Below are 23494 nucleotides of genomic sequence, written 5' to 3' on the forward strand. Positions count from 1 at the left end.
AAGTTTGAATAATTTCCCCAAACTAGTCAAAAATACGCCAAAAGTGAACCTCTCTGCCAAATTAAAATTCAGCAGAAAGGTTCACCTTTATTTTTCTTATAATTATTGATTATTGAGCTGTATAGCCACCGTCAATGACAACTGCTTGACCTGTTACGCTTTTCGCTTTATCGCTTGCCAGGAACAATGCATAATCAGCAATTTCACTAACATCCAATAAACGTTTTTGAGGCACTAATGGAAGAAGGACTTCTGCCAATACATCTTCAATCGGAACATTACGTGTTTTCGCCAGATCTGCCATTTGTCCTCGTACAAGCGGAGTATCCACATATCCAGGGCATAAAGCATTAACCGTAATACCGTGTTCTGCACCTTCCAAAGCAGCAACTTTCGTTAAACCGATCACTCCGTGTTTCGCGCTGTTGTAAGCCGCTTTACCTGCGAATCCGATAACACCGTTAATGGAAGAGACGTTAATGATGCGGCCGAAACCTTGTTCTTTCATGATCGGGAACACGGCTTTAGTTAGAATGAACGGCGCTGTCAGCATGATTTTTATCATCAATTCGTATTTAGCCGTCGGGAAATCTTCGATTGGCGATACATGCTGCAGACCGGCATTGTTAATCACGATGTCAACCGAACCGTATGTTTCTTTAGCTTCCTTCACCATATTTACGATATCTTCTTCTTTTGTAACATCGGCTTTGATTCCAATTGAATCGAAACCAAGTTTTTTCAATGATTCAGCAGCCTCTTTCACCGATTCTTCATTAATGTCGGAAAGAACCACTTTGGCTCCACTTTCAGCGAAATGCTTACCAATTTCAAATCCAATACCGCGAGCAGAACCTGTAATAATAACGACTTTATTTTCAACCATTATGAATTCCTCCTAGAGTAGATTAATTTATTGTATCGATATTTATTAAACGATACCGATGGCTCCCATTATGATGCCGACGATCATGGCAATGGTCGGGATGATGAACGCAACCACGAAAACATCTTTATAAGTTTCTTTATGAGTCAATCCTGTAACCGCCAATAGTGTCAATAGAGCACCATTATTAGGGAAAATGGATGCACCTGAAGCGACTGCCGCCATTCTGTGGAATACATCCGGGCTGATTCCCGTCGATTGTGACAAGCTGTAAAAAGTATCGCCAAGTGCATTAAGCGCAATACCCATACCGCCTGAAGCGGAACCAGTGATGATTGCCATGATTTGTACGGCAAGAGATTCGGCAACGAGCGGATTGCTCGAGATATTAAGCAGCCAAGAAGTGATGTTATCAAATGCGGGTATAACCGCAATGACAGCTCCGAATCCAACAGCGGCACTTGTATTCAGGATGGCCATCACTGACCCTTTCGCTCCCTCATTAACAGAGAAAATGAACTTTTTGTAATCCTTGATATTGATGACCATAATGCTCAGAACCCCTAATAATAAAGCATAAATGGGTTCCAATTTCACAACGTTAAGCAATAGGACAACAATAAGAAGCGGAACCAAGGACAATAACCAATTCGGTACTTTTTCATCTTGCTCAGAACCGGTAACCGCATCATCTTTTTCGATGAATCCTTCTCCTTTAGCAGAAAGAGTTCTTTCTCTGTAGGATAACCAGAAATACCCGCCAACTGCCATGATCAATGAAGTGACGATCCCGATGATCATGCCTGAAGTAGGTGTCGTATGAAAATACTCCATCGGTATCAGGTTTTGGATTTGCGGTGTACCCGGTATGGCCGTCATCGTGAAAGTGAATGCCCCAAGCGCAAATGTGGGAACAAGCAGCCTTCTCGTAACGTTTGCTTCTTTAAATAAAGCAAGCGCGATCGGATAAACGGCAAACACGACCACAAATAAACTGACTCCGCCATATGTCAATAAAGCGGAAGCGATCAGTACCCCAAGAATCGCCCTCTTTTTACCAATGATCTGCGTTACCTTCTTAGCAACGGATTTCGCTGCACCCGTTTCTTCCATCAGCTTTCCGAAAATCGCTCCCAGCAGGAAGATTGGGAACCACTTCTGAACAAACCCGACCAATCCGGTCATATACGTTCCGGTATACGTATCAAATACATCCAATCCGCTCATCAATGCTACAACTCCAGCCACAAGCGGCGCCACCCAAATGATGGACCATCCCAAATAGGCCAAAGCCATCAGCAATACTAAGCCTACAATTATACTTAACACTCGAAATCACCTCTTTCCAAGGTGATGTAAATAGTTTTGCTTTCCATCATGCTTCCCCCTTGATGTGTAAATCCCTTATGCTCAAGACATCATAATCCGTGTCTTACAGCATCAACCCTAAAAAAGTGGATACGAGAACACCTTCTTTTTTTGTAAGCTTAAAATAACTTCATAAACCTACCTTGTCCGCATTTCCGAGAAAGGTGAATAAGCTGATAGGATGGAAATATATTCATTAATATTAGACATCATAAATACAGCTCATACTAAAGCCCTTTCTCCTTATACTTTTACAGTAAAGAATATTTTATTAAAATAGGTTTATATATACTTGCTTTTTAATCCTCATATAGTTTACATCCACTTTATTTATAAGTAAAATGAATAAAGAGAATACAATCTATTCTTACTACGAATAAATAGGGGACAGATATGGAATTACGAGATTTAAAATCATTCATGGAAGTGGCCCTACATAAAAGTTTTACGAATGCCGCCGCGAATTCTTATTTAACACAGCCTTCCTTAAGTAAAGCCGTCAAAAAACTCGAAGAAGAGCTGAATGTAGAACTCTTTGACCGCTCAACGAGACACCTTCGACTGACCGATGCCGGACAAATCGTGTATCAGCAAGGCCAAAAAGCCTTCGCCGCATTATCCGAATTGAATGTACTCTTGGATGACCTCAGGGACATAACAACAGGCGTTGTGAAAATCGGCATCCCTCCGTTGATCGGCACGCTGTTTTTCCCGGAAATTGCCCGCAGCTTTCAAGAACGTTATCCGAAAGTTTCCCTCGAGTTGGTCGAACTGGGCGCAAAGCTGATTGAAAAGCTTGTCGAAGAAGGCGAAATCGATCTCGGCATCGTCGTATTGCCTGCCAGCGAAGCTGATTACAATATTTACCGCTTCATTGAAGACGAATTCGTTTTATTTCTTCATGAAGAGCACAGACTTGCACGCCATTCAGCCGTCACCTTAACTGAATTGAAAGACGAGAAATTCATCCTTTTCTCAGAAGACTTCACTTTACATGATTACATTATCCAGGCATGCGAAAAAGACGGATTCACCCCTGACGTCTCATACCAAAGCTCACAATGGGACCTGATCATTGAACTCGTCTCATCCAAACTGGGCATCACCCTCCTGCCCAGATCGATTTATCATAAGCAAACCAACGAAAATGTTAAAATCATTCCGTTAAAAAACTCGAATCTCCACTGGAAACTCGGGATCATCACCAAAAAAGACGCCTACCATTCCTTCGCTCTGAAAGAACTATTGAAGATGCTGAATGAAGGTGTTGGTCTAGTGCAGAATGACATTACAAACACCAATTAATATAAAAAAATGTAAAAGCAGTGGATTTCGGAGGTGAAATCTCACTGCTTTTCAGTGTTTCTTCAGAAGTTTCTTCAGTTTCGTTTACATGTAGTTTTATAGTTCAGCTTAAATCATAGTATTAAAAGACTGAATCAAAAACTAAGGAGACTTGCGATGAAAGCAATGGTATGCACGAAATACGGTTCACCCGATGTACTGGAACTCCAAGAGGTAGCAAAACCAACTCCCAAGGACAACGAAGTTCTGGTAAAGGTTCATGCGGCAACAGTCGCTTCAGGGGACATAAGAGTCCGGAGCTTCAAGAGCCCCTTCTTATTATGGCTGCCGATGCGGATCTTCCTGGGGCTTAGAAAACCGCGAAAATCGATACTCGGAGTGGAGCTAGCCGGGGAGATAGAGGAAACAGGGAGCAATGTGAAAAAATTCAAAAAAGGCGACCAGGTTTTTGCCATGACTGGAATGAATTTTGGGGCTCATGCCGAATACACATGCTTACCTGAAGACGGGCCAATCGTAATGAAGCCTGCCAATGTGACCTATGAGGAAGCCGCCGCCGTTTCTTTTGGGGGAACGACAGCTCTGCATTTCTTCAGAAAAGCCAATATCCAGGACGGACAAAAAGTCCTAATCTACGGTGCATCCGGTTCGGTAGGTACTTCAGCCGTACAGCTAGCCAAATACTTTGGAACAGAAGTTACCGGAGTATGCAGTGCCGCTAATTTTGAATTGGTGAAATCATTGGGAGCAGATAAAGTAATTGATTATACGGAAGAGGATTTCACGGAAAGACAAGAGCGTTATGACATCATCTTTGATGCAGTCGGGAAAAGCTCGAAAGCCAATTGCAAAAAAGCACTAACCCCGAACGGGCGATATGTGTCCGTTGAAGGGCAAGGAATAGCAAAGGTACTTACGGAAGATTTACTACTCCTTAAGGAGCTAATCGAAACTGGAAAAATAAAATCGGTCATTGATAAACGCTACCCGCTGGAACAGATTCCCGAGGCTCATAGATATGTAGAGCTAGGACATAAAAAGGGAAATGTCGTCATAACTGTACATGATAAACCCTGACAAAACCTTGCACATGTTTTAACTACCTCTTGGACATGTAAATACCCCTTAGACAATCGGATCTGAAGGGGTAGGATGTCATTATGCAGGAAGATGTTGAAACTTTTTCCAGGAATAAACGTATATGGAAGGTATACAGCAATTTCTGGAGGACTCAATGAATATAGATGCAATTGTACGATTAGTTTTAATGTTAGGGATTCCGGCCTTCATGATGTGGCGGGGTTATAAAAAGATGTCAGAAGAAGAACGAAATGATGTGAAGACTGATTTTACGAGTAAGCGTTTTATCTTTACGGGTGGTCTGGTGGCACTCAGTTGGGTACTCTTGTTGGTCGAACCAATTTTTGAAGCGACATGGATGAAAGTGATTAGCGGCGTGCTTTTTTCTATTGGAATGATAGTGAGCAGCGTCTTTATCTGGTTGAACGCTTCATCAAAGTGGAAAGCAGTGCTTGGTATCATCTCTTCAATCATCGCTTTAGCCATCTTTTTTTGGGCGATCACCTAAATATTTTCAGCCCTTTGCAAGGAAACTAGTTAGAGTAAGCCCGATTACTGATTCGTAATCCGGATCGGTTTAAAGAGAAAAGAGCGATTTCAATTTAGCATTATCAAATCTCATTGACTCTCTTTATAAAGGACTCTAACTCACCTATTGATTTAAATTTAAAAGAATACCCATAATGTATTGGAGTTTGGCCTTTATTCACTCTCTTAGGAAATTTTTTTAATGCAGTACTATGATACTTCTTTTCACTTTTAAAATCTTTATGGTTTTCTACTGTCTTTGGATCCAAAACAACACCTATCTCTTGAGTAGGCAATAAGTATATTACCTCTCCAGTTTAGATGTTTTTAAATTCTGTAGCCTTACTGGTCTCCTTTTCTTTATCATAACCATTTCTTTCGAAAGTCCTGTATAAGCTCGCCATTCCTTCACTTACTATCATTGCTTCATCTCCCTTATTCGAGGCATTACTTGTGGATTATCTCAAAAAGATGCCAGGGCATTCTTTTATGACATTACTATTTTCATTTTCCGGGCTAAATCCTATTAGATTTTAACATATATAAACTATTATCCCGCACTCATTGGGAAGATTATTGAGGTTCCTCCTTGCAAAAGCTTAAGCTGAGGCTATTCAATGTGTAAAGTCTAGCGGTAAATATGAATAAATCGCTGTAGTTATTTTCTACGTACTCTTCAATGATTTCCATCCCTTTTCTGAATCTATCAACTAATAAATGCGTGTAGTTTTCATCCCAGGTAAACCGATTGATTCGTTTAAGTTCATCTGCCCATACCTGAAACTTGAACTCCTCAACAAGAAGCTTCAATTGATACAATTTATCTCTATTTAAACAAAAGCAATTGTTTTCATTTTCATGATTTTCCCGGACAAATGTAATGAAACCATGTATATTATCAGCCAACATATTCGCTATTTGCATCTCGAAGTTCATTTCTCCATCTCCTCAATGTCAAAAAATCTAATATATGAAGAGTGTATGATTTGAAATGGTATTTTAACACCAGCGATTCTTTTTTAGACATATATTTCCTTATTTCGCCTGCGTATTTCCTTCTATGATAGATTTTATACAAAAAAATTGCCCCCTTCCTTCCAAGGGGACAATCTCACATCGAATCCAAAACCAAAGATATAAGCAGGCCGGCAGCGGTGAATATGCCCGTGATCGGCCCTCCGTCTTCATATGCTTCAGGCATCATCGTTGAGGCAATCATGGCGATGATTCCGCCGCCTGCAAAGGCTGCCATCGCTGCCAGGACATAGTCCGGGGCATGATCGAGGAATAGATATCCCGACATCGAGGATAGTGCCGAAATGATCAGGACGGAAAACCACAGTAGCATGATTTTCTTCTTGGAGTAATCACTTTTGAGCAAACCTGTTGTACTTGAGAGCCCCTCCGGAATATTACTGATGAAGATGGCAATGACCAATAGCCAGCTTACCGAGCCGCCGCTTATTAAGCTTGCGCCAATCATGATCGACTCCGGTATGGCATCCATCACCGTCCCGATGAAAATGGCTAGGCCCGCTTCCTTCGAAGAGCTATTATTGGACCGTTTCCTTTTATCCGCACCTTTTTTGGAAATAAGAAAATCCAAGGCAGTAAACACGGCGGCCCCTGCTATAAATCCGATCCCCGTCGCCCAGATTCCTCCATCACTCACCGAATCAGCAAGCAGCTCATATGCCGCGGCACCAATCAATACACCCGTACCAAAAGCCATGATATAGCCAATGATGTTTTTCTTTATCGGAATGAAGATGGCGGCAAGTGCGCCAAGCAGGACAGCAGAACCCGAAACCCCTCCCCAAAAGACCGCATTCCACATAGAATTCCCCCATTTCCTTTTTATAGGATAGTGTACCCGGGTTGATCTTGGGGTAAACAAGGGGTCGCTTTTTACAATTCCAGCAAAAAAAAGCAGTTATATTCGCTGCCTAGTTTTTGGGTATAGAATAGTAGAGTACTTATGAGTATCCTGTTCTTGACTGCCTTATATGACTGATATTTGCGGTTTTCCTTCTTCTCTTTCACTAACCTTTTCAATTTTATCGACAAACATTTGAAAAACCTTTCTCTTTTCTTCCAGCTCTTTTATTGATTCTTTCAATTCGTTCAATTTTTGTTCAAAAGGTTTATGATAGAGCTCGCGGATGTTTCGAATAATTTCATCATTTATAGTGGATTGTACAACTTGCTTGGTGATATTGAATTTATAGGAATAAACCTGAAGATCACGCTTAACTTCTTCATACTCTTTTTCTATCCCATTTAATACATCACTAATTTCTTCATTCCATTCGATTAAAGCCTTTTTCACATGTTCCTCCACCCTTATTCCCCCTCTTTAACTAACAAAAAATCCATCTCCATAAAAACTTATTTTATCAAATGTTCATTTCGGTTTCTTTTCGGCTTAGTTACTTAACATATAAGTTTCATTAAAAACAGATAACAGTTAATAACGAGTTACGAAACACTTTTGAAAAATCACATAGAATGAAACATGCAACTATAACCTATGGAGGTGTTCAGACTGATTCATACAGTTAAACCAGGTGAAACACTGACACAGATATCCAGGGACTATCGGAAACCGCTATCGGCCATCATCGCTGCTAACCCGACCATAAATCCAAATGTCATTAATCCTGGTCAGCCCATAATGATCCCTGGTTTTCCCCCTGCTGATACCATTCCATTTCAAATCGATGTGTCCGTTAACAATCGCAGGCTAAGACTGCTTAAAGATGGAGTACTGCAAAAACAATATCCGATTGCTGTTGGAAGAATGCTGTTCGGTACACCGGTAGGACAATTCATCATCATTAATAAAGCCCCCAACCCCGGAGGCCCCTTCGGTACAATGTGGATGAGTTTATCCAAAGAACACTATGGCATTCATGGAACGAATGACCCCAGCTCGATCGGTAAGGCCGTATCCAAAGGCTGTATTCGCATGCATAATCGGGACGTGGAGGAATTATCAAGGACTGTTCCTATCGGGACACCGGTTTCGATTCATCCTTAATGGACAATTTTTTTAACTTTTCGATATAAATCAAAAGCAGCCTAATCCCACAATAGGATTAGGCTGCCAACACTCAACTATTTAATTTACGACCTTTAATCCGACGATTGAAAAAATAACACCCAGTATGCAGACAACCCTTATCCAGCTCTTTGATTCTTTAAAGAAAACCATCCCGACAATCGCAGCTCCAACGGTTCCGATACCTGTCCATACGGCATAGGCTGTTGATAAAGGGATCGTTTCCATTGCCCTGACCAGTAACTGAAAGCTTAAAACGAAACCGGCTATTAAAATGATATTATTTATCAAGTTATTTTTTTCAGCCGTCTTCTTTATCCCGATAACACCTACGACTTCTAATAATCCTGCCAATATAAGAAACAACCAATCCATCAATTTTCACTTCCCTTAGCCGTCAATTTCAATCCAACAATACAAGCTAACAGTAATAAAATGAAGGCAATTCTTAATGGGCTGACAATGCCGCCAGAAAAAATGACTTCAACAATTGTCGTTCCAATTGTCCCCATTCCCGCAAATACTGCGTATACAGTGCCTATCGGTAATACTTTAGCTGCTTTTATAATTAAATCAAAGCTTGTCAGTAATGAAATGATGACAATAATAGGCGGTATAGCTTCATATTTAAAGCCGCTTGCCCATATTACTTCAAGCAGGCCGCCTATAATTACGTGTAACCATGCTTTGGATTCACTCATATTTCACACTCCGATTCTTTATATTTATCATTATCTCAATCTTAGGCTCAGATCTAACTTCTCTTTAAGTATATTACTTTTTTATGTCAACCATGTTAAATGAAACAGAGGTTTAATGGAACCCAAATCTTATAGAGAAGCAAATAAATAAGCCGACGGAATTGCCCCATCGGCTTATTTTGGCATTACCTTAAAAGTAACACTTGAACCAATTTTTTTGCCTGAATTTTATATTGAAGATCTGCTGCATGATTTATGAACGCTTGATCATGGGATACAAATAGTATCGTCCCATCATATGCCGCTATAAATCGTTCTAACGCTTGAATGGCATTAATATCTAAAAAATTGGTCGGTTCATCTAATAACAGAATGTTGTATTCGCCTAGAAACAACTGACAAAGCTGGAGGCGAATCGCTTCTCCGCCACTTAAGGACTGAACGCTTTTCAGTATATCCGTCCCGACGAACTGCATCGAATGCAGGACACTTCTTAAAAATCCTTCATCATATTCTGAGCGGTTCCCCAGGAATTGAAGTACCGTTTCATCTTCAGCAAATCTATAGCTCATTTGGCGGAAGTAACCCATTTTTACTTTTGGAGAAAGAGTTAAACCTGCACCATTATTCGCAATATGGTGTAGCAAAGTACTTTTTCCGCTGCCGTTGCTGCCTGTGATGGCTATTTTTTTACCGAGTGGCAGCTGGAAACTCACTTCATCCAATAATACTTTCTCCTTCACTTGAAGAGTCAGTCGGTCCGCCATTATCGGGAACTTATTATGCAATTCCAATTGCTTTGACTGGCGAAATACGATTTCCCTTTCCTCTTGTACTGCTTCCACTTCCTGAAGCTTTTCCACTCGATGCTCAATTGCCTTCGCTGCACGTTGTGCGGATTTTTGGCTTGTGCCTTTCGATTTCGTCATAAACGACTTATTCGGTTTTGCATTCGCCTCTTTTTTTGACAATCTTCCAGCTTGAGCGATTTTTTCAGCCTTTTTCATTTTTTCCTGCGCCGCTTTTTCAAGCCGGCTCTTTTCTTTAATGAATTGTTCATGAGCTTGCCTCTGTTGTTCACGTTTTAACTTCTTCTGTGCAGTGTACTCGCTGTAATTTCCTGAATATACATGTACCTCGCCTTCATGCACTTCCCATATCGTTGTGACGAGTTCATCCAATACAGCCCTGTCATGACTAATTAAGACAAGCGCACCATAGTAATAGCGTAATTCATCAAGTAAAAACGAAATGCCTTCTTGGTCCAAGTGGGTTGTCGGCTCATCGATAAGTAACGCTTCATTATAGTGGGTAAACAATTGGGCAAGCTTTAGCCTTGTTTGCTCACCGCCGCTTAGCGACCCTGAATTTCGCGGAACTGCCAATCTTCCCAGTAACGCTGGATCAGCTTCTGCAACAGCAGGCGCTTCTACTTGTTCAAAATATCCACGATCAACGTAACACTTTACTTTTCCGCTTGTCGGTTGAATCTCTCCAGCAAGTAACTTCAATAACGTACTTTTCCCTGTACCATTTTTCCCGACGATGCCGATTCGGTCAAATTGATGTACAGCCAATCGTTCAATCTTAAATATTTCTTTATCTAAATAAGTCACTTCGACATTTTCTAATTCAAAACATATTTGTTCCATATTCGCTACCTCCGAAATATGTGATTTCGTATCGATAGCTTGGATCGATACGAGCTTCTATTTCAAGCCCGCATCAAAAGAATAATAAGAATTGCAATTTACATTCCCCCTATTTTGTAGTCACCGCTGAATAATCATCTAATCGATATGAGCTCAACTAAAAACTCACATCAATAGAAAAGTAACATCATCAAGTTAAATCCCCCAAAACAAAAAAGTACACAGAAGGGCTCTGTGTACGAAAAAAATCAGCATAGATATCCGGCAGAACGATAAACCCACTACAACATATCCATCCTATACACACAGCAAATAACCCCTTATAAAAAGTGGTTTTTTCCATAATATGTGTGTATATCAGTATAGTTGTAAAAATGCCACGTTTATCGCTCCTTTCAAATCTTGCCCCTATTTTAACCAGGAAATTTCCAATAGTCAATGATTTTTTGTTTTATATAAAAATATTTGTATTTAACGGTCTGACCCAATAATAGGCGCACTTATTTAAGACAACGCCTGTTTGTTGAAAAACAAAATAGTACCTAATTCTAAGTTAGTGGTTACTTCAAACTCGTTTTAAATAATTCCTTAAAAGCTTCAATTATTCTAATAAACTTCTCATTTATATCATCGGAATAATTATGTATGGATTGACCTTTATCAAACTTCCGATACGCCATGATTTTTCCCCAATCTGGATTCCTTTTCCCATCCTCTGTATTGAATTCCAGTCCTGTTTTTGAAGCAATAAACTCTTTATTTTCTACATATGCGGAGAACATATTTTGTTTTATTTCAGGGTCATGAGTAACAACTTCAAAAGCAAAATGAGAAAAGCTCTTTTGATATATGAGCGTGAAAGAAATATTTTTAAATCCTGATTTTACAGTACAATATGATTTCCTCGGATGATAATAAGGATGGTGGCCTTTTTGCTTCACAGCTTCAACGATATTATCAAAAAACAGAATTACATCATTTGATTGAAACACATTACCTTGGGATTTAGCGCTTTGAATTTTCTTTTTAATATAATAGTTTTCAATATCTTGAGGTGGGATAAGTTGATTGATATCAATTAACATATCCGACTTACTACTATCAATATATGGCTTAATAGAGATACACTTAATTTCAATACCATTCTGATGTAGCCACGCAGACACAGAAAGGATTCTTTTATCAAATTCATTTCCAACAATAATAATTCTTTGTGTTTGGTTTAAGACATTGTTTAATATATCTTGAGAGTCAATATCTAAAAATTCAAGAATGTTATCAATTGCATCCCCTTGGAGGCTAAACTTCTTAATATACTCTTCATAGATTTCGATAATGTCTATTGGTTTTAATGTTGAACAATACGAGCAATATTTCAAAACTTGAAAGTCCACACCAGATCCGGTATAGTCCTGTTTCGTTTCAATAATGACCAAGTTCCCATCTGTATCCAACGCCAACAAATCCAGCCGTTCATTATTTTCAAATTTATCATACTCATGGCCGATAATAAGTAAATCTTCCCCTAAAGTTTGAGGGCTCTTCCGAATCCATTCCTCAATGTGATCCCGTTCTTTTATTTTCTGATCTGAAAAATTAGTTACCTCAATTTCTATCAATTCATTTTTTATTTTATCATAGCGATACAAAGGACCAGCTCCTCCTATTAATTTTCTTATATGCATAAACACTAAATTGTTCATCTATGCTCGTGAATTCTACCCCTTCTTACAAAACAGGCACTATTATAGGTAAACGAATGTTTTTGTAAACAGATTATCAAATATCATAACAAACATTGTAACGAAATATTTTAAAATATAAGAAAAATACTCAAAAAAAATAATCTCACCTTTTCAATTGAAAAAATGTTGAAAGTTAAGAGGATATTTTTATGTAGCTTCAATCACTTCAGGAATCCGATCACGAACTAATTTATTGTGGACTGGCATAAATTGGCCTCCTTCAAAGTTTTTATAACAATTATATCACTTACCTAAATTTTGTATTTATCACAAACCTCACTTAATCATGATATTATTTAATCATAGCAAACCTATAGGAGGATAACATGAAAAAGCAAGTTAAAGTAGTTGCAGCCATTATTGAAAATGAAAATGATGAAATACTATGTGCGTTACGCTCTCCAGAAATGAGCATCCCGAACATGTGGGAATTTCCAGGTGGAAAAGTAGAAAAAGGCGAAGATCTTTTTACTGCTTTAAAAAGAGAGATTGATGAAGAATTACAATGCAAGGTTGAAACAGAGACTTCAATCTTTAATGATAATACGCATGAGTATGAAACCTTTATTATTAACTTATTGTCTATAAAATGTAGAATCATTGAAGGTACCCCAACAGCCAATGAGCATTCTAAACTGATATGGTTAAAGCGAGAGAATCTTAGTTCTCTAAAATGGGCTCCCGCTGACATTCCAGCTGTGGAACAATTGATAAATGAAAAAAATAGTCTTCTCAAATGAGAAGACTATACTCTTTTAGTGAACTCCGTATATAAACTAGCTGGGACTTCATTCTCTAATTCCATTGTAACAGTAATTGGCTTTTCCCCTTCATATTCCACGGTGTTACCCCTCCCGATATAAATATACGGTTCTGTCTTTCCGTCTATTTCTTTATACTTTCTAATAAATAAATGTAAATGTATCCCTCTATCCTGGTTGAATACAATATTTTTCCCTCTCTCAGAACTTGGGGCAGTACTATTTGGAGTCTGCCATTGAAAAATGCGTTCGTTTATAAATTCATCGTGGTAATTAATACTCTCTTTAATATCTTCTTCCTTGTGCAAATCAATAAATAAGAAGTAGTCATTTCCATTTGAAAGTAGACCAGAACCCCTAAAAGCACTGTGGCTTTTGCGATAATTTGAGAGTAATGCAGCATCAGCCATTTGATATTGTTCATAAAGCTTCAAATGTGGCACACCATAATAGTCTTCTTTAAATTCCTTTTCATATCTAAAGATTCCATAAATAATCAGATCTTCGATATACGTTCTAAATTCTTCATTCTGTAAAACCTTTTGATAAGAAGTTGTCTTAGTTAAATGACCATTTTCAAGAGTAAATAACTTCAAGTTCCTCTTTTTCTGACCAGGATCATAAAAATCCTGATTTAGACACTGCAAGGCATGTAATACGCTATCTTCATCTACCTCTTTAACCAACTTCAATATCTCATGTTTTGCAGTTTCTAAAGAAATATCATCATGGTCCAATAGATATTTAGCAATAGCAAATTCATACACTCGCTTTAAAGGTAACTTGCTCGATAATTCCCTTAATACTCCTTCAAAATCTTCGTCTAGTAATAGCCTTTTCAAGGAATCTTCTTTTTCTACTTTTGCTACAAATTGCAAATATGTTTTTTCGCGATTAATAAACTTAATCGGATCTGGAGCTCCATCAAATTTCATATAATCCATTAATAATAAAGGAATTTTACCTTGATTCATTTTCTTAAATTCAAAGTACTCTTCCTTCAAATACTTCAAAGAATTAAAGTTTTCCTTATCAATCTGCGCTAATATCCGTTCTTCAGAAATTTTATCCATTTGAATATGCGTACAACCTGGAATATTTGCAAATCCAGTTGCAATAGCAACCTTCAAGCTCTCTTTATCATAATATCGACTACCATTCAAAGCGATGGCAATTAAGAACGTTTTACTATGATTCCCGATAAAATCAAGTACTGTTAGGAAAGTCTTGTCTTTATGTTTGCGAAGTCCTCGTCCTAGCTGTTGAATAAAAACTATCGGAGAATTAGTAGGTCTAAGCATTAAAACAGTATTAACAGAAGGAATATCAACACCCTCATTAAAAATATCAACGGTGAAAATAAATTCTAAATCATCATGATCATCTTCTAGCTTATTTATATAATACGATCTCTGCTCGACTGAGTCATTTCCAGATAAACAGATACTTTTAATACCCCTACTATTAAATTCTTGTGCCATATATTGTGCATGTTCAACGGTTACACAAAACCCTAGACCTTTTCTTTTTTCACCGTCATGGCCGTAGAAATTCATATTTTTAATAATAAAGTCGACTCTCTCGTTAACCTTTAATCTCTTCGTTATCTCCGCTACATCGTCAATATCTACATCACTTAAATCAATTCCCTCAATATCGGTAATACCAAAATAATGAAAGGGAATAACCAGTTCATCCTCTAAAGCCTCATGTAAACGAACTTCTAATGCCACATTATTATCAAATAGGTCAAAAACATTTTGTTGATCGCTTCTCTCTGGAGTAGCTGTCATTCCTAATGTGAACTGTGGATCGAAATATTCTAGCACTGCTTGATAACTAGGGCTTGTTGCATGGTGGGCCTCGTCAAAAATAATATAATCAAATTCGTCTCGTTTAAATTCCTCGTAGCATTTAGACAAAGTTTGTATGGTAGAAAATATATATTCGGCATTTTTTTGCTTTTGATTCCCAGTCAGTAATCCAAATGTCAGTTTTTCATTAGGAAGGAGCTTTTCAAAGGTCTCTTTTGCTTTTTTTAATATTTCTTCTCTATGTACAATGAACAACAATCTTTTAGGCTTGAATCCCTTTACGTCAAAAGCAGACATATATGTTTTACCCGTACCTGTTGCTGCTATAACTAGGGCCTTCTTTTCCCCAAACGATCTAATTCTTTCAAGGTTTTCAACCGCACGTTTTTGCATGTTATTAGGAATGATATATTCAGAGCTTTCATAAATAAATTGCTGAGTATTCGTATAGCCCTTTAATTTACTCAAAAACTCTTCATACTTACTAATAAAATTGTCATCCGCTACAACACTACTATTCCATAATCCATCATATTCGTTTAAAACATCTTTCAGAAATTGAGCATCCTCTTTAGCAATAATCTCAACGTTCCACTCAATATTACTCTTAAGTGCACTTTGAGTAATATTAGAAGAACCAATAATCACCTTATAACTTTCCTTAAATTCAAAAATATACGCTTTCGTATGAAAACCAATCGCCTTATCTGTCTCAAAAATCTTCAAATGAATATTACTAAACTCATTTATTTTCTTTAAAGCCTTCGCTTCAGTAAAATTCAGATAAGTAGAAGTAATAATCTTCCCCTTTACTCCCCTTTTTTCCGCGTTCTTGAAAGTATCCAACAACAGCTGAAGACCACTATAATTAATAAAGGCCACGCTAAAATAAAACTTTTCACACTCATTTATTGAAGAAATTAATTCATTTAATAAATTACCCTTGTCTGAATTGACAATTAGCTTTTTCTCGATGCTCATGATTGGCTCCTGACTGTGGTTATATAAGAGAATGTTTCAGATATCTAAATATACATTGAATAATTTGTCGATCATTAGTGCTTCTTATATTTTTTTAAACAAACATCAGCAAGGCTGTAGTTTTGTTTTACCATATCTTCAAGGAATTTATCCTTCTAAAACACCTTCAAGATGAGTTAGGTATGCTTTACTATCTGTAAATGACCCTATTCCGCCCCAAGACATATAATGATCAGTGCTTGTGTAAATCGAGGCCACAGAACTTTCTAAATAAAAAAATAACAAGATATAATTAACGGTATAAGCCCATTCAATAAGCTATAATCCCAAATGGACAAACAATCAAAACCATTCGCTTTAGCTTTTTTGCCAAAGAATCCAATCATAACTAATGTTGGCCCTAAAGCAACTCCAGCTTTTCCATCTGAAAACTTAATATAATCACCAATATATACTAAATTATGTTTATGGTAATCACATAATCATTCTTTTTGTTTATTTGAATCTATCGAACTCTTTAATACTCCACTCCAAACCAAAATTCATATTTAAGATCAGTTTCCTTAAACCCTCTTGCATTAAAAATTTTAACAACCCTTATCCATCATATTACTTTTTTAACCTAAAGCTATACTCTGGTATTAATAATTTAAAGCCAAGAAGAGAAAATCTACTATATCTCTTTCTTTTTTCAAGAGGAAGCTTTTTATCACTACTATTTAAAACAGTTCTAACTAAATCCATACCATTTCTTTGTCTCATTAATTCAATATAATGATCAATAAGAAGAATTGGAGTAGGTACAGTATTATTTATTCCTGTTCCAATTGAGTAGTTTGTCAAAACAAAATAGTCAACTTTTTTAGGCTCTGTCAGATTATATGTTTCTCCAAAGTATTCTAATAGCAAAGTACCTAATCGATCTTTTGTCAACCTCTTAGCCTCTTCAACTTGTTTGTATGCCTTGTTTAACATTTTATCCAAGTTGTTAATATCAAGTGTAGAGTCAACAGGGATTTTATATTTTAATTCTATAATATGTAGATGATTTTCTATAGGATCATAAACCAATAAGTCTATTCCAGGAATATTCTTTTGCGATTTATCAATACCATAACTGGTTAAATATTTATTTCCAATACTCTTTTTAATACTTGCTATTTCCTCTCCCTCAAAATTATTTTGAGCAGAGTCATAGTTAGAGGATCTTTTCTTAGCTAACAAACGCATCGCATTTACTTCTGGTCTTGAAAGATTAAATACTGCCTCAGATATAAGCAAATATTCATTTGAAAGCGAAACGAAATATGATAAAGAGATATCACTCTTTTGATTAGAAAAATCATATGTGAAAAAGTCGATGATCTTTCTTATTTTTTCGTTACTGAGGTTTATTAGAGTAGATAATTCATAAACCCATTTCTCTTTTTTATAAAGTAAAATCCCTTCATTCCCCGGATTAATAATGTAGTTTCCATTGATACTATTTTCTAACCTTTTTCTTGATAAAATTTCCGTAAGTGCTGTAGAGAATATTTTGTATTCTTCTAAATTGAATTGGTCAAACTCTATATTAAAAGAGCAATTAAAATCCATTTGATGTGCTAAATTCATAACTTGTATTAAGTTTTCACTATTAATATTTTCGTAAATAGCTAGTTTTTCCATATTTTTAGCATGATTAATTTCTCTAAAATAAGAGTCATATAACAAATGAGTTATATATGTCTCTTCTTGATTATAATCAAAAGTAATTTTGTTCCCCATTTTGTTGTATTTGACCTTCTTCTGACTATGCATCTCCCACATATCAACAAATTTCTCATAGGAATAGGCAACCCCCATAAGGTTATATATATCTTCCGCTAGTATATCTTCTTTATTAACTTTAGACTCACTCCTGCAATAGCTTGAACACCATCGAAAAATCCACTTTAATGATTCTTGTATAAAGGAAATATCACTTATCTCAGAAGCATTTGTTTTAACTAGCTTTTTAATAAATTCCTGCACCCTACCATGTTCAGCTGTATTTAAAAGTGTGTAAAAAACACCTAATTTCTCAAAAATCACATTGACTGCTTCATGAGTCGTTAATTCAAAAATTTTATTTTTCTTAATACTTTCTTCCAAATTTTTCTTTATACTATATAGTTCCTCATATTCATTCAAAGTTATATCCTCCTTCTAGAAATTTTCTTACAAACTTCTCGTTGTTGTTTGGATTTAAAATACCATATATTTAAGAAATCATTAAATACTTAAAGTAAATTACTTTTAATTAATATAGCACTCCCCTAGAAAGGAACGAGATGGAATAATTCATACGCTTTGATCCCCTTTTAGATTATTTTTATATAAAGGAATTGCCGTTCCATCCTTTCTGACTTTAGAGGATATAGGAGTACATAGATCCTAAATGAATAAAAAATGGATAGCCCCTTTTTCGAAAGGCTCTATCCACTTCTTCATATAAAAATATTTCTTACTTTTCACCTTCTAATACTGAATCTCAAAAGTCCTTATAATTAAGGGTGGCCCCACGAAAAAAGAAACCTTAAATGGTAAATAGCCATTCAAGGTTATACTAATACATGTTCTAAATACAATTATTTTTCTTCTTTATATGCTAAGGCAATCTCTACTACTTCCTCTGGTGATAATTCCTCATCATTCCAAAAAATTAAGTCAATAGGGGCAGGATGAGGAACATTGTCTACTAAAATTTCTATGTATTCACTTACTTCTTCATCAGACAGCTTAGGATTACATATTTTATTTACTAGTTCAACTAATTCCTCTTTAGATAACTTTTTACTCATTTTTTCCTCCTCCCCTTAATTACTGCCCTTTCCAAAATGATAAGCAGGGTCTAAAATATTTAGAATACCACATGCTCATGAGATAACCAGGTACATGGAGGACTCAAGGGAGATATATACTAATGTTTTTGAGCTTTTTCGTTTAGAGGATATAGGATTACATAAAGTTGTATTATTTTTTTTCCAAAATTAAAGATAGAATCAACTTTTAATTTGGATACGCCATTACTTTATCTAGATCTATAAAACTTAATTCTTAGGTTTTTTGTATCTTTCTGGAATTTTGTTTCTCCATATTAGCATGAGTTCTTTAAATTGTTCAGTTTCCATTTCATTCTCATTTGGCTTATCGAAAATATAAAAGTGGTGAAGAACCGTTGTATCTTTTTTTATCAAGACACTGGTAGCATTCCCTTCTATTTCAAATTCTTCGTATTCACCTTCCATTACTTTCTGAACAATATCAATATACTCATCCACTTCTGTTTCTAATACAATGTCTTCAATAAAGTCAGAGAAAAGGTTAATTCCTTGTGGTAGGATTAACCTTAGATATCCTAATGGGTTTCTTTTAAATTCATGCGAATATTCCATTTTTATTCTATATCGATATAATATTTATCGTCATCCATAATTTTTCTTAAAAATTCTTCAAAAGAATCAGCTATTTTTATCTCGTCGTAATAAATAGAATTATGTTTTTCGTCACCTAATTCAATAAGTAACAAGGCACTTTCATTTGCTTCAAAAAAAATTAATTTATCCTCCTCAAGTTCTTCATATAATTCTATATCTGGAAAAAATTCAAAATCATTAACTTTTAATCTAGCATCTCTTATAGAAGCGGGTCCCATAATCCGATTGATATTATATTCAGATTTTCTAAGAAAACCATAACCAACTTCTATAAGAAATTCTCTTAAATCACAAGGGAATTTTAGTCCTATGGTTGTTTCAACTTCTTCAATTTCTTTTTCACTTACTGGGAAAAACTGATTACCATCTTGACTCTTAATAAAATCAAATCTCATTAATTACTTACCTCCTTTAAATAATTCATTGGCTGGAGAGCCAATACCATGGATACCGGATTGGTGTTCGTTTGGAAATTTTGCAGGATGTATATTCCACCATTCATGTTCTCCGTGGAAACTATTCTCAATTATATGATGAGCATCATATTTATCTCCTTTTCTTCGAATTGGTTCACCGGTCTTCTCTGAAATAACATCTTCAGTATAAGTCGGCCATTTTTGTCCAGTATTTATTTCCCACTCCTCAATCAGCTTATCTTTAACTTTATTAAATACTCGTCGATGTTTTCTTGTTTCAGCAGGTGATAACTTTACATATTCTCTATTTCTTAACGCTTCCTTCAATTTTTCTTTCTGATTTTTAGGTAACTCTTTGCCTGTTCGTAGTTCTATATCTCTAATATATTTTTTTATTAAATCAAAATCTACTTTAACAGTTATACCCGTACCCTTACCACTAACTTCCGACTCCACTCTCGCCATTGAAATTAACTGTTCTTTTAACCCCGTACCATTAACCACATTATAAGGTACTCCACCTGCCAACGACAGTTGATTTTTAGGGTTGTATGGCAATAGGTTAGGGATAGTGGCCAGTTCTTTTGCCTTTGTTGCACCTTTTACTGCAGCGGCCTTGGTAGTGGCTACCCCAGTCTTTGTTACGGCTCCTGCGCCTTTTGTTCCTACTACTGAAGTGACGACTGTTCCGAGGGCATAAGTTACCCAATGAGACCGCGAATAGGCATCACCATTAACCATATCCCGTTCATATGAGTCCGAGATGGACTTGGAAATATATTTATAGGTTATTATCGGGTGCATGATCGAATTTGCTACACCTTCAACCGTTTCCCCGGGATCTGTGACAAAGTCCCAAACTCCTGTCACGAAGTCTTTACCTACATCATAAAGGCCTACGCCGATTCCTTTTGCAATGTCTGCGTTTTGCTTAGCCGCTTCTAGCTGCATAACATATTGCTGCTGGGTGGGCGCTAAGTTTTCATACCCGATCTGCTTGGCGATTTTGAGGAACTCATCTGGATCTGTTACACGATCGAGTTGTGCCTTCAATTCTTTGATCCGGCGATTCTCCGCTTCCTCTTTCTTAACCTTGAGATATTGCGCGGTTTCTTTTTTCCTTACTTCTAGGTTTTTATAGGCTTCACTATTTTTATAAGCTGTTGCATTAAAATAGAGAGGGGATAATTCTCCTCCCCTTGTACTGGATACTTTCAATTGCTCCATGAGTGCCGCCACTGCCGCTTGGTCCTCTTCGGATTTAGCATATTCAGCCGTCCACTTATAGTCGATTTCGTTTACTTTGTCTATCGTTTCGGTCCGTTTCTTTTCAGCCTTCTCCATATTTTCAAAGAACGCATCATCGGAAAAAGGCTCTAACTGAATGATATCATCAATTCCAGCAAATATTTTTTTCAGATCATTTTTCTGGGCTGTAACCATTTCCTTGGAATTTCGAGTGGCATTTGTCAGCTCTTCCTCTAAAAAAGGGACCGTAACCACGGTTTCACTAAGGTTCGCTTCGAATGTATCTCCTTGAATTCCACTTAAAAAGGCAACATGCCGATTGATCAGTCGCAGCCAAGAATCCACGACATCGATCTGTGCTTTGTAAAACCCTTTAATGGCCACTGCGCCTTGCCCCTGCAGCTCATCATCCAAATGAACGATACTCTCAAACCCTTTTTTTAATTCCGTGAGCTGTTCTTTCAGATCCTTATATTGTCCGACACGCGTTTGCATGGCAGAAACTAGTGTTTGAGATTCGTAAATCATATACATAATGGAAAGTCCTTTCAACTTCTTTTCTTATAACTAGATTTCATTTGTATGTACTAATTTCATTTACTGTTAAATTGTGGATTATATATAGTTTAGAAGAGTTTTTTTATTTATTCAAGAAATGAAGGGGGATTTTACTAAACAATTGTTTTTCAAAATCAACTTTACCTAAGATCTTAAACTGTAAAAGCGTATATGTTAGCTTTAGGTGATAATGTACAAGTAAAGATATTAAAACATTACATAGCGTTTAAACGAATTAAAAACTTTGCGTGCGTAGAAATACACCCCCAAACAGGCAAATTACTACTTTACTTAAAAGTTAATCCGCAAAGTATTACGTTAGAAAGTGGCTTTACTCGTGATGTAAGATATCGGGCATTACGGTACAGGGGATTTAGAGGTTGTTATAACTAGCGATGAAGATATAGAGAAGGCAAAGCATTTTATTAATATAAGTTACGACGCAAATTAAACGGGCAAGCATTACGCTAGCCCGTTTTTTATTGGTACCAATTTAACAGACTTTTTTATTACGATTCCTCCTGTAACATCGTTTTTTTTACCATTGATGGCTGCTTCACCTCTGAAGCTAAGAATAAAAATGTTGCATCAAATTCTAATGGTCCTAAACGTTTATACATTGCTACCTAACATGTGGTTGGTTAGTTTTTCTTCTAGCAATTAAAATATGCTTTCAAAAATTCATAGAATGTAGGCCACGTTTCTTTTAATTCACCTTTTATAAGTAGCTCATCTCCGCCCTCAAAATTCACCGTATAGACTTTATCCGTTATAGTATCAAGCACTAATACAGCATTTGCTGACATTTCACTTAAAATCAAATACTTTTTCGGAAAGCCATGCTCTTTTCGGCAAATAAATGTATATGATTCAATATTATTCTCTTCATCTACGATATCAAGTAATTCAAAAGGTACAAATTCTTCCCAAAAAGGTCCAGCATAATAATGGTAAAATCCACGGAATGTATCTGATACATCTACTTCTAAACTATTTAAAGCCTCATTTACCTTACTTTTATCTTCACGTTTATAAATATCCTCTCCCAGAACTTGATCTAATTTCTCAGGCAAAATACTCATTTTTATTCCCTCCTAAAGCTTCTCGTCCCCTTGTTACCCACTGATGTATGATACCTAGTTGATGCCCCAATAATGGCCCAATGCATTTTGTTGTGAATGGTCTTTTGGTTTATTAGCAAAAAACACTTGTTGCCTATATTAGACAATCAAGTGCTTTTCCTTGTTCTTGTCACCCAATTCTAGCATTATGTGACCCTTATAATACTTTCGGCGTATAGAATTACAGAAGGCTTGCTTTAAGTGCATCACTCAACATAGAATCGAAACTATCAAATAAATGAATTAAAGTTCCAGAGGGTTTATCAAGTTCTACATATACTCTCTCATTTAGGTCATAACAAAACCATGCAGTATCAGAATCCCCCAAAAATAAGTATTGCTTTTGCCAATCATTTTCATACCAAAGCTCGTTTGTTTCAATAAACCCCTGAACTCCTTCATCCACTTCGTTATCAAGTAGCTTTTCATCAACACCATAGATTACTAATCCATTAAAGTCTAATCCATTTACATTCTTTAGAAATTCAATATACGACTCAGTAATAATAATGTTTCCAAGTTTCTGCTGAATAGTTTGTTTCATTTTAATAATTTCTGAATTCGATACTGGATTCCTAAGTGAACCATCATATTTTCCTTCAATTTTTTCAACTTCTATCAATAATTCTTCCCACTGGGGCATATGTACTCCTCCTTTCTTTTAAACTGTTTTGAAGGGTAAACATCATCCTCAAATATCAAAAAAGTAATCATTGTCTTCATCAATTTTTTTATAAAAATCATCTAATGATTCAGCTATTATATCTCAAAGAAGTGTACAGAGATCCTTTTAATATCATTTAAATCAAGT

The 23494-nt window shown here is 36.3% G+C and carries 23 protein-coding genes and 2 pseudogenes; 6 read left to right on the top strand and 19 right to left on the bottom strand.

All coding sequences use genetic code 11. From position 1 onward, the window contains the following. Positions 1–109: 109 nt before the first annotated feature. Both OSJ91_RS22155 and OSJ91_RS22160 read right to left on the bottom strand, forming a co-directional pair. The gene (locus tag OSJ91_RS22155) at positions 110–886 is read right to left on the bottom strand and encodes a 3-hydroxybutyrate dehydrogenase (RefSeq protein ID WP_485890432.1); all 777 of its coding nucleotides are present in this window, start codon (positions 884–886) and stop codon (positions 110–112) included. A gap of 45 nt (positions 887–931) precedes the next feature. Continuing rightward, the gene (locus tag OSJ91_RS22160; RefSeq protein WP_485890433.1) at positions 932–2215 is read right to left on the bottom strand and encodes a GntP family permease; all 1284 of its coding nucleotides are present in this window, start codon (positions 2213–2215) and stop codon (positions 932–934) included. A gap of 432 nt (positions 2216–2647) precedes the next feature. On the opposite strand from OSJ91_RS22160, the gene OSJ91_RS22165 reads away from it, so the two are divergent. The 3 genes from OSJ91_RS22165 (at position 2648) to OSJ91_RS22175 (ending at position 5147) form a co-directional block, all read left to right on the top strand. Then, entirely contained in the window at positions 2648–3559 is a 912-nt protein-coding gene (locus OSJ91_RS22165) for a LysR family transcriptional regulator (protein ID WP_485890434.1), read from the top strand. A gap of 156 nt (positions 3560–3715) precedes the next feature. Then, positions 3716–4636, top strand: coding sequence for an NAD(P)-dependent alcohol dehydrogenase (locus OSJ91_RS22170; protein WP_485890435.1), 921 nt, complete (start codon positions 3716–3718; stop codon positions 4634–4636). 157 nt (positions 4637–4793) lie between these two features. Then, the gene (locus tag OSJ91_RS22175) at positions 4794–5147 is read left to right on the top strand and encodes a hypothetical protein (RefSeq protein ID WP_485890436.1); all 354 of its coding nucleotides are present in this window, start codon (positions 4794–4796) and stop codon (positions 5145–5147) included. 103 nt (positions 5148–5250) lie between these two features. On the opposite strand, the gene OSJ91_RS22180 is transcribed toward OSJ91_RS22175, so the two are convergent. From OSJ91_RS22180 to OSJ91_RS22195, 4 genes are all read right to left on the bottom strand, one after another. After that, positions 5251–5463: a hypothetical protein gene (locus tag OSJ91_RS22180; RefSeq protein ID WP_485890437.1), complete on the bottom strand. Its 213-nt coding sequence runs from the start codon at positions 5461–5463 to the stop codon at positions 5251–5253. 277 nt (positions 5464–5740) lie between these two features. After that, on the bottom strand, positions 5741–6103 hold the full coding sequence (locus tag OSJ91_RS22185) for a hypothetical protein (protein WP_485890438.1): 363 nt from the start codon (positions 6101–6103) through the stop codon (positions 5741–5743). A 175-nt stretch (positions 6104–6278) separates the two neighbouring features. Then, positions 6279–7004, bottom strand: coding sequence for a ZIP family metal transporter (locus OSJ91_RS22190; protein ID WP_063575286.1), 726 nt, complete (start codon positions 7002–7004; stop codon positions 6279–6281). 165 nt (positions 7005–7169) lie between these two features. Continuing rightward, positions 7170–7508, bottom strand: a complete 339-nt coding sequence (locus OSJ91_RS22195) for a hypothetical protein (protein WP_034309801.1) — start codon at positions 7506–7508, stop codon at positions 7170–7172. Positions 7509–7712: 204 nt separating this feature from the next. Between OSJ91_RS22195 and OSJ91_RS22200 the strand changes: the two genes are divergently transcribed. Then, positions 7713–8207 carry a L,D-transpeptidase family protein gene (locus OSJ91_RS22200; RefSeq protein ID WP_350302935.1) on the top strand — a complete coding sequence of 165 codons (495 nt, stop codon included), beginning with the start codon at positions 7713–7715 and terminating at the stop codon, positions 8205–8207. An 81-nt stretch (positions 8208–8288) separates the two neighbouring features. Here OSJ91_RS22200 and OSJ91_RS22205 read toward each other — a convergent pair whose 3' ends face one another. The 4 genes from OSJ91_RS22205 to OSJ91_RS22220 form a co-directional block, all read right to left on the bottom strand. Beyond that, a complete protein-coding gene (locus OSJ91_RS22205; protein WP_350299995.1) occupies positions 8289–8603 on the bottom strand; it encodes a DMT family transporter in 315 nt (104 codons plus the stop codon). Beyond that, a complete protein-coding gene (locus OSJ91_RS22210; RefSeq protein ID WP_485890439.1) occupies positions 8603–8929 on the bottom strand; it encodes a DMT family transporter in 327 nt (108 codons plus the stop codon). Before OSJ91_RS22210 ends, OSJ91_RS22205 begins: the two co-directional genes overlap by 1 nt. A gap of 185 nt (positions 8930–9114) precedes the next feature. Next, positions 9115–10581, bottom strand: coding sequence for an Msr family ABC-F type ribosomal protection protein (locus tag OSJ91_RS22215; protein WP_485890440.1), 1467 nt, complete (start codon positions 10579–10581; stop codon positions 9115–9117). 560 nt (positions 10582–11141) lie between these two features. Beyond that, positions 11142–12230, bottom strand: a complete 1089-nt coding sequence (locus OSJ91_RS22220) for a DUF4268 domain-containing protein (protein WP_485890441.1) — start codon at positions 12228–12230, stop codon at positions 11142–11144. A gap of 422 nt (positions 12231–12652) precedes the next feature. On the opposite strand from OSJ91_RS22220, the gene OSJ91_RS22225 reads away from it, so the two are divergent. Continuing rightward, the gene (locus tag OSJ91_RS22225; RefSeq protein ID WP_485890442.1) at positions 12653–13066 is read left to right on the top strand and encodes a (deoxy)nucleoside triphosphate pyrophosphohydrolase; all 414 of its coding nucleotides are present in this window, start codon (positions 12653–12655) and stop codon (positions 13064–13066) included. Between the two features lie 5 nt (positions 13067–13071). On the opposite strand, the gene OSJ91_RS22230 is transcribed toward OSJ91_RS22225, so the two are convergent. The 7 genes and pseudogenes from OSJ91_RS22230 to OSJ91_RS22260 form a co-directional block, all read right to left on the bottom strand. Beyond that, on the bottom strand, positions 13072–15882 hold the full coding sequence (locus OSJ91_RS22230) for a DEAD/DEAH box helicase (protein ID WP_485890443.1): 2811 nt from the start codon (positions 15880–15882) through the stop codon (positions 13072–13074). Positions 15883–16491: 609 nt separating this feature from the next. Continuing rightward, on the bottom strand, positions 16492–18054 hold the full coding sequence (locus OSJ91_RS22235) for a hypothetical protein (protein ID WP_485890444.1): 1563 nt from the start codon (positions 18052–18054) through the stop codon (positions 16492–16494). Positions 18055–18491: 437 nt separating this feature from the next. Next, the gene (locus tag OSJ91_RS22240; RefSeq protein ID WP_485890445.1) at positions 18492–18704 is read right to left on the bottom strand and encodes a bacteriocin immunity protein; all 213 of its coding nucleotides are present in this window, start codon (positions 18702–18704) and stop codon (positions 18492–18494) included. A 249-nt stretch (positions 18705–18953) separates the two neighbouring features. Continuing rightward, positions 18954–19298, bottom strand: a complete 345-nt coding sequence (locus tag OSJ91_RS22245) for a tRNA-Val4 (RefSeq protein ID WP_485890446.1) — start codon at positions 19296–19298, stop codon at positions 18954–18956. Between the two features lie 2 nt (positions 19299–19300). Then, positions 19301–19735, bottom strand: coding sequence for an SMI1/KNR4 family protein (locus OSJ91_RS22250; protein ID WP_485890447.1), 435 nt, complete (start codon positions 19733–19735; stop codon positions 19301–19303). A 3-nt stretch (positions 19736–19738) separates the two neighbouring features. After that, positions 19739–20164: pseudogene (locus tag OSJ91_RS22255) on the bottom strand (T7SS effector LXG polymorphic toxin); the annotation flags it as partial. A gap of 792 nt (positions 20165–20956) precedes the next feature. Next, a pseudogene (locus OSJ91_RS22260) lies at positions 20957–21538 on the bottom strand (T7SS effector LXG polymorphic toxin); the annotation flags it as partial. Positions 21539–21733: 195 nt separating this feature from the next. Here OSJ91_RS22260 and OSJ91_RS22265 point away from each other — a divergent pair. Further along, entirely contained in the window at positions 21734–21955 is a 222-nt protein-coding gene (locus OSJ91_RS22265) for a DUF5655 domain-containing protein (protein WP_485890448.1), read from the top strand. A gap of 260 nt (positions 21956–22215) precedes the next feature. Here OSJ91_RS22265 and OSJ91_RS22270 read toward each other — a convergent pair whose 3' ends face one another. Beyond that, positions 22216–22644 (bottom strand): SMI1/KNR4 family protein, encoded by a 429-nt coding sequence (locus tag OSJ91_RS22270; protein ID WP_485890449.1) that lies wholly within the window; start codon positions 22642–22644, stop codon positions 22216–22218. Positions 22645–22864: 220 nt separating this feature from the next. Beyond that, on the bottom strand, positions 22865–23326 hold the full coding sequence (locus OSJ91_RS22275; RefSeq protein ID WP_485890450.1) for a YrhA family protein: 462 nt from the start codon (positions 23324–23326) through the stop codon (positions 22865–22867). Between the last annotated feature and the right edge of the window lie 168 nt (positions 23327–23494).

The organism is Bacillus sp. T-10(2022) (genome assembly GCF_056502895.1).

Excerpts from the sequence above, each read along its gene's own strand:
- OSJ91_RS22155 (WP_485890432.1), bottom strand. The coding sequence starts at position 886 with ATGGTTGAAAATAAAGTCGTTATTATTACAGGTTCTGCTCGCGGTATT.
- OSJ91_RS22165 (WP_485890434.1), top strand. The coding sequence starts at position 2,648 with ATGGAATTACGAGATTTAAAATCATTCATGGAAGTGGCCCTACATAAA.
- OSJ91_RS22170 (WP_485890435.1), top strand. The coding sequence starts at position 3,716 with ATGAAAGCAATGGTATGCACGAAATACGGTTCACCCGATGTACTGGAA.
- OSJ91_RS22175 (WP_485890436.1), top strand. The coding sequence starts at position 4,794 with ATGAATATAGATGCAATTGTACGATTAGTTTTAATGTTAGGGATTCCG.
- OSJ91_RS22185 (WP_485890438.1), bottom strand. The coding sequence starts at position 6,103 with ATGAACTTCGAGATGCAAATAGCGAATATGTTGGCTGATAATATACAT.
- OSJ91_RS22190 (WP_063575286.1), bottom strand. The coding sequence starts at position 7,004 with ATGTGGAATGCGGTCTTTTGGGGAGGGGTTTCGGGTTCTGCTGTCCTG.
- OSJ91_RS22205 (WP_350299995.1), bottom strand. The coding sequence starts at position 8,603 with ATGGATTGGTTGTTTCTTATATTGGCAGGATTATTAGAAGTCGTAGGT.
- OSJ91_RS22210 (WP_485890439.1), bottom strand. The coding sequence starts at position 8,929 with ATGAGTGAATCCAAAGCATGGTTACACGTAATTATAGGCGGCCTGCTT.
- OSJ91_RS22215 (WP_485890440.1), bottom strand. The coding sequence starts at position 10,581 with ATGGAACAAATATGTTTTGAATTAGAAAATGTCGAAGTGACTTATTTA.
- OSJ91_RS22225 (WP_485890442.1), top strand. The coding sequence starts at position 12,653 with ATGAAAAAGCAAGTTAAAGTAGTTGCAGCCATTATTGAAAATGAAAAT.
- OSJ91_RS22230 (WP_485890443.1), bottom strand. The coding sequence starts at position 15,882 with ATGAGCATCGAGAAAAAGCTAATTGTCAATTCAGACAAGGGTAATTTA.
- OSJ91_RS22240 (WP_485890445.1), bottom strand. The coding sequence starts at position 18,704 with ATGAGTAAAAAGTTATCTAAAGAGGAATTAGTTGAACTAGTAAATAAA.
- OSJ91_RS22245 (WP_485890446.1), bottom strand. The coding sequence starts at position 19,298 with ATGGAATATTCGCATGAATTTAAAAGAAACCCATTAGGATATCTAAGG.
- OSJ91_RS22250 (WP_485890447.1), bottom strand. The coding sequence starts at position 19,735 with ATGAGATTTGATTTTATTAAGAGTCAAGATGGTAATCAGTTTTTCCCA.
- OSJ91_RS22265 (WP_485890448.1), top strand. The coding sequence starts at position 21,734 with ATGTTAGCTTTAGGTGATAATGTACAAGTAAAGATATTAAAACATTAC.
- OSJ91_RS22270 (WP_485890449.1), bottom strand. The coding sequence starts at position 22,644 with ATGAGTATTTTGCCTGAGAAATTAGATCAAGTTCTGGGAGAGGATATT.
- OSJ91_RS22275 (WP_485890450.1), bottom strand. The coding sequence starts at position 23,326 with ATGCCCCAGTGGGAAGAATTATTGATAGAAGTTGAAAAAATTGAAGGA.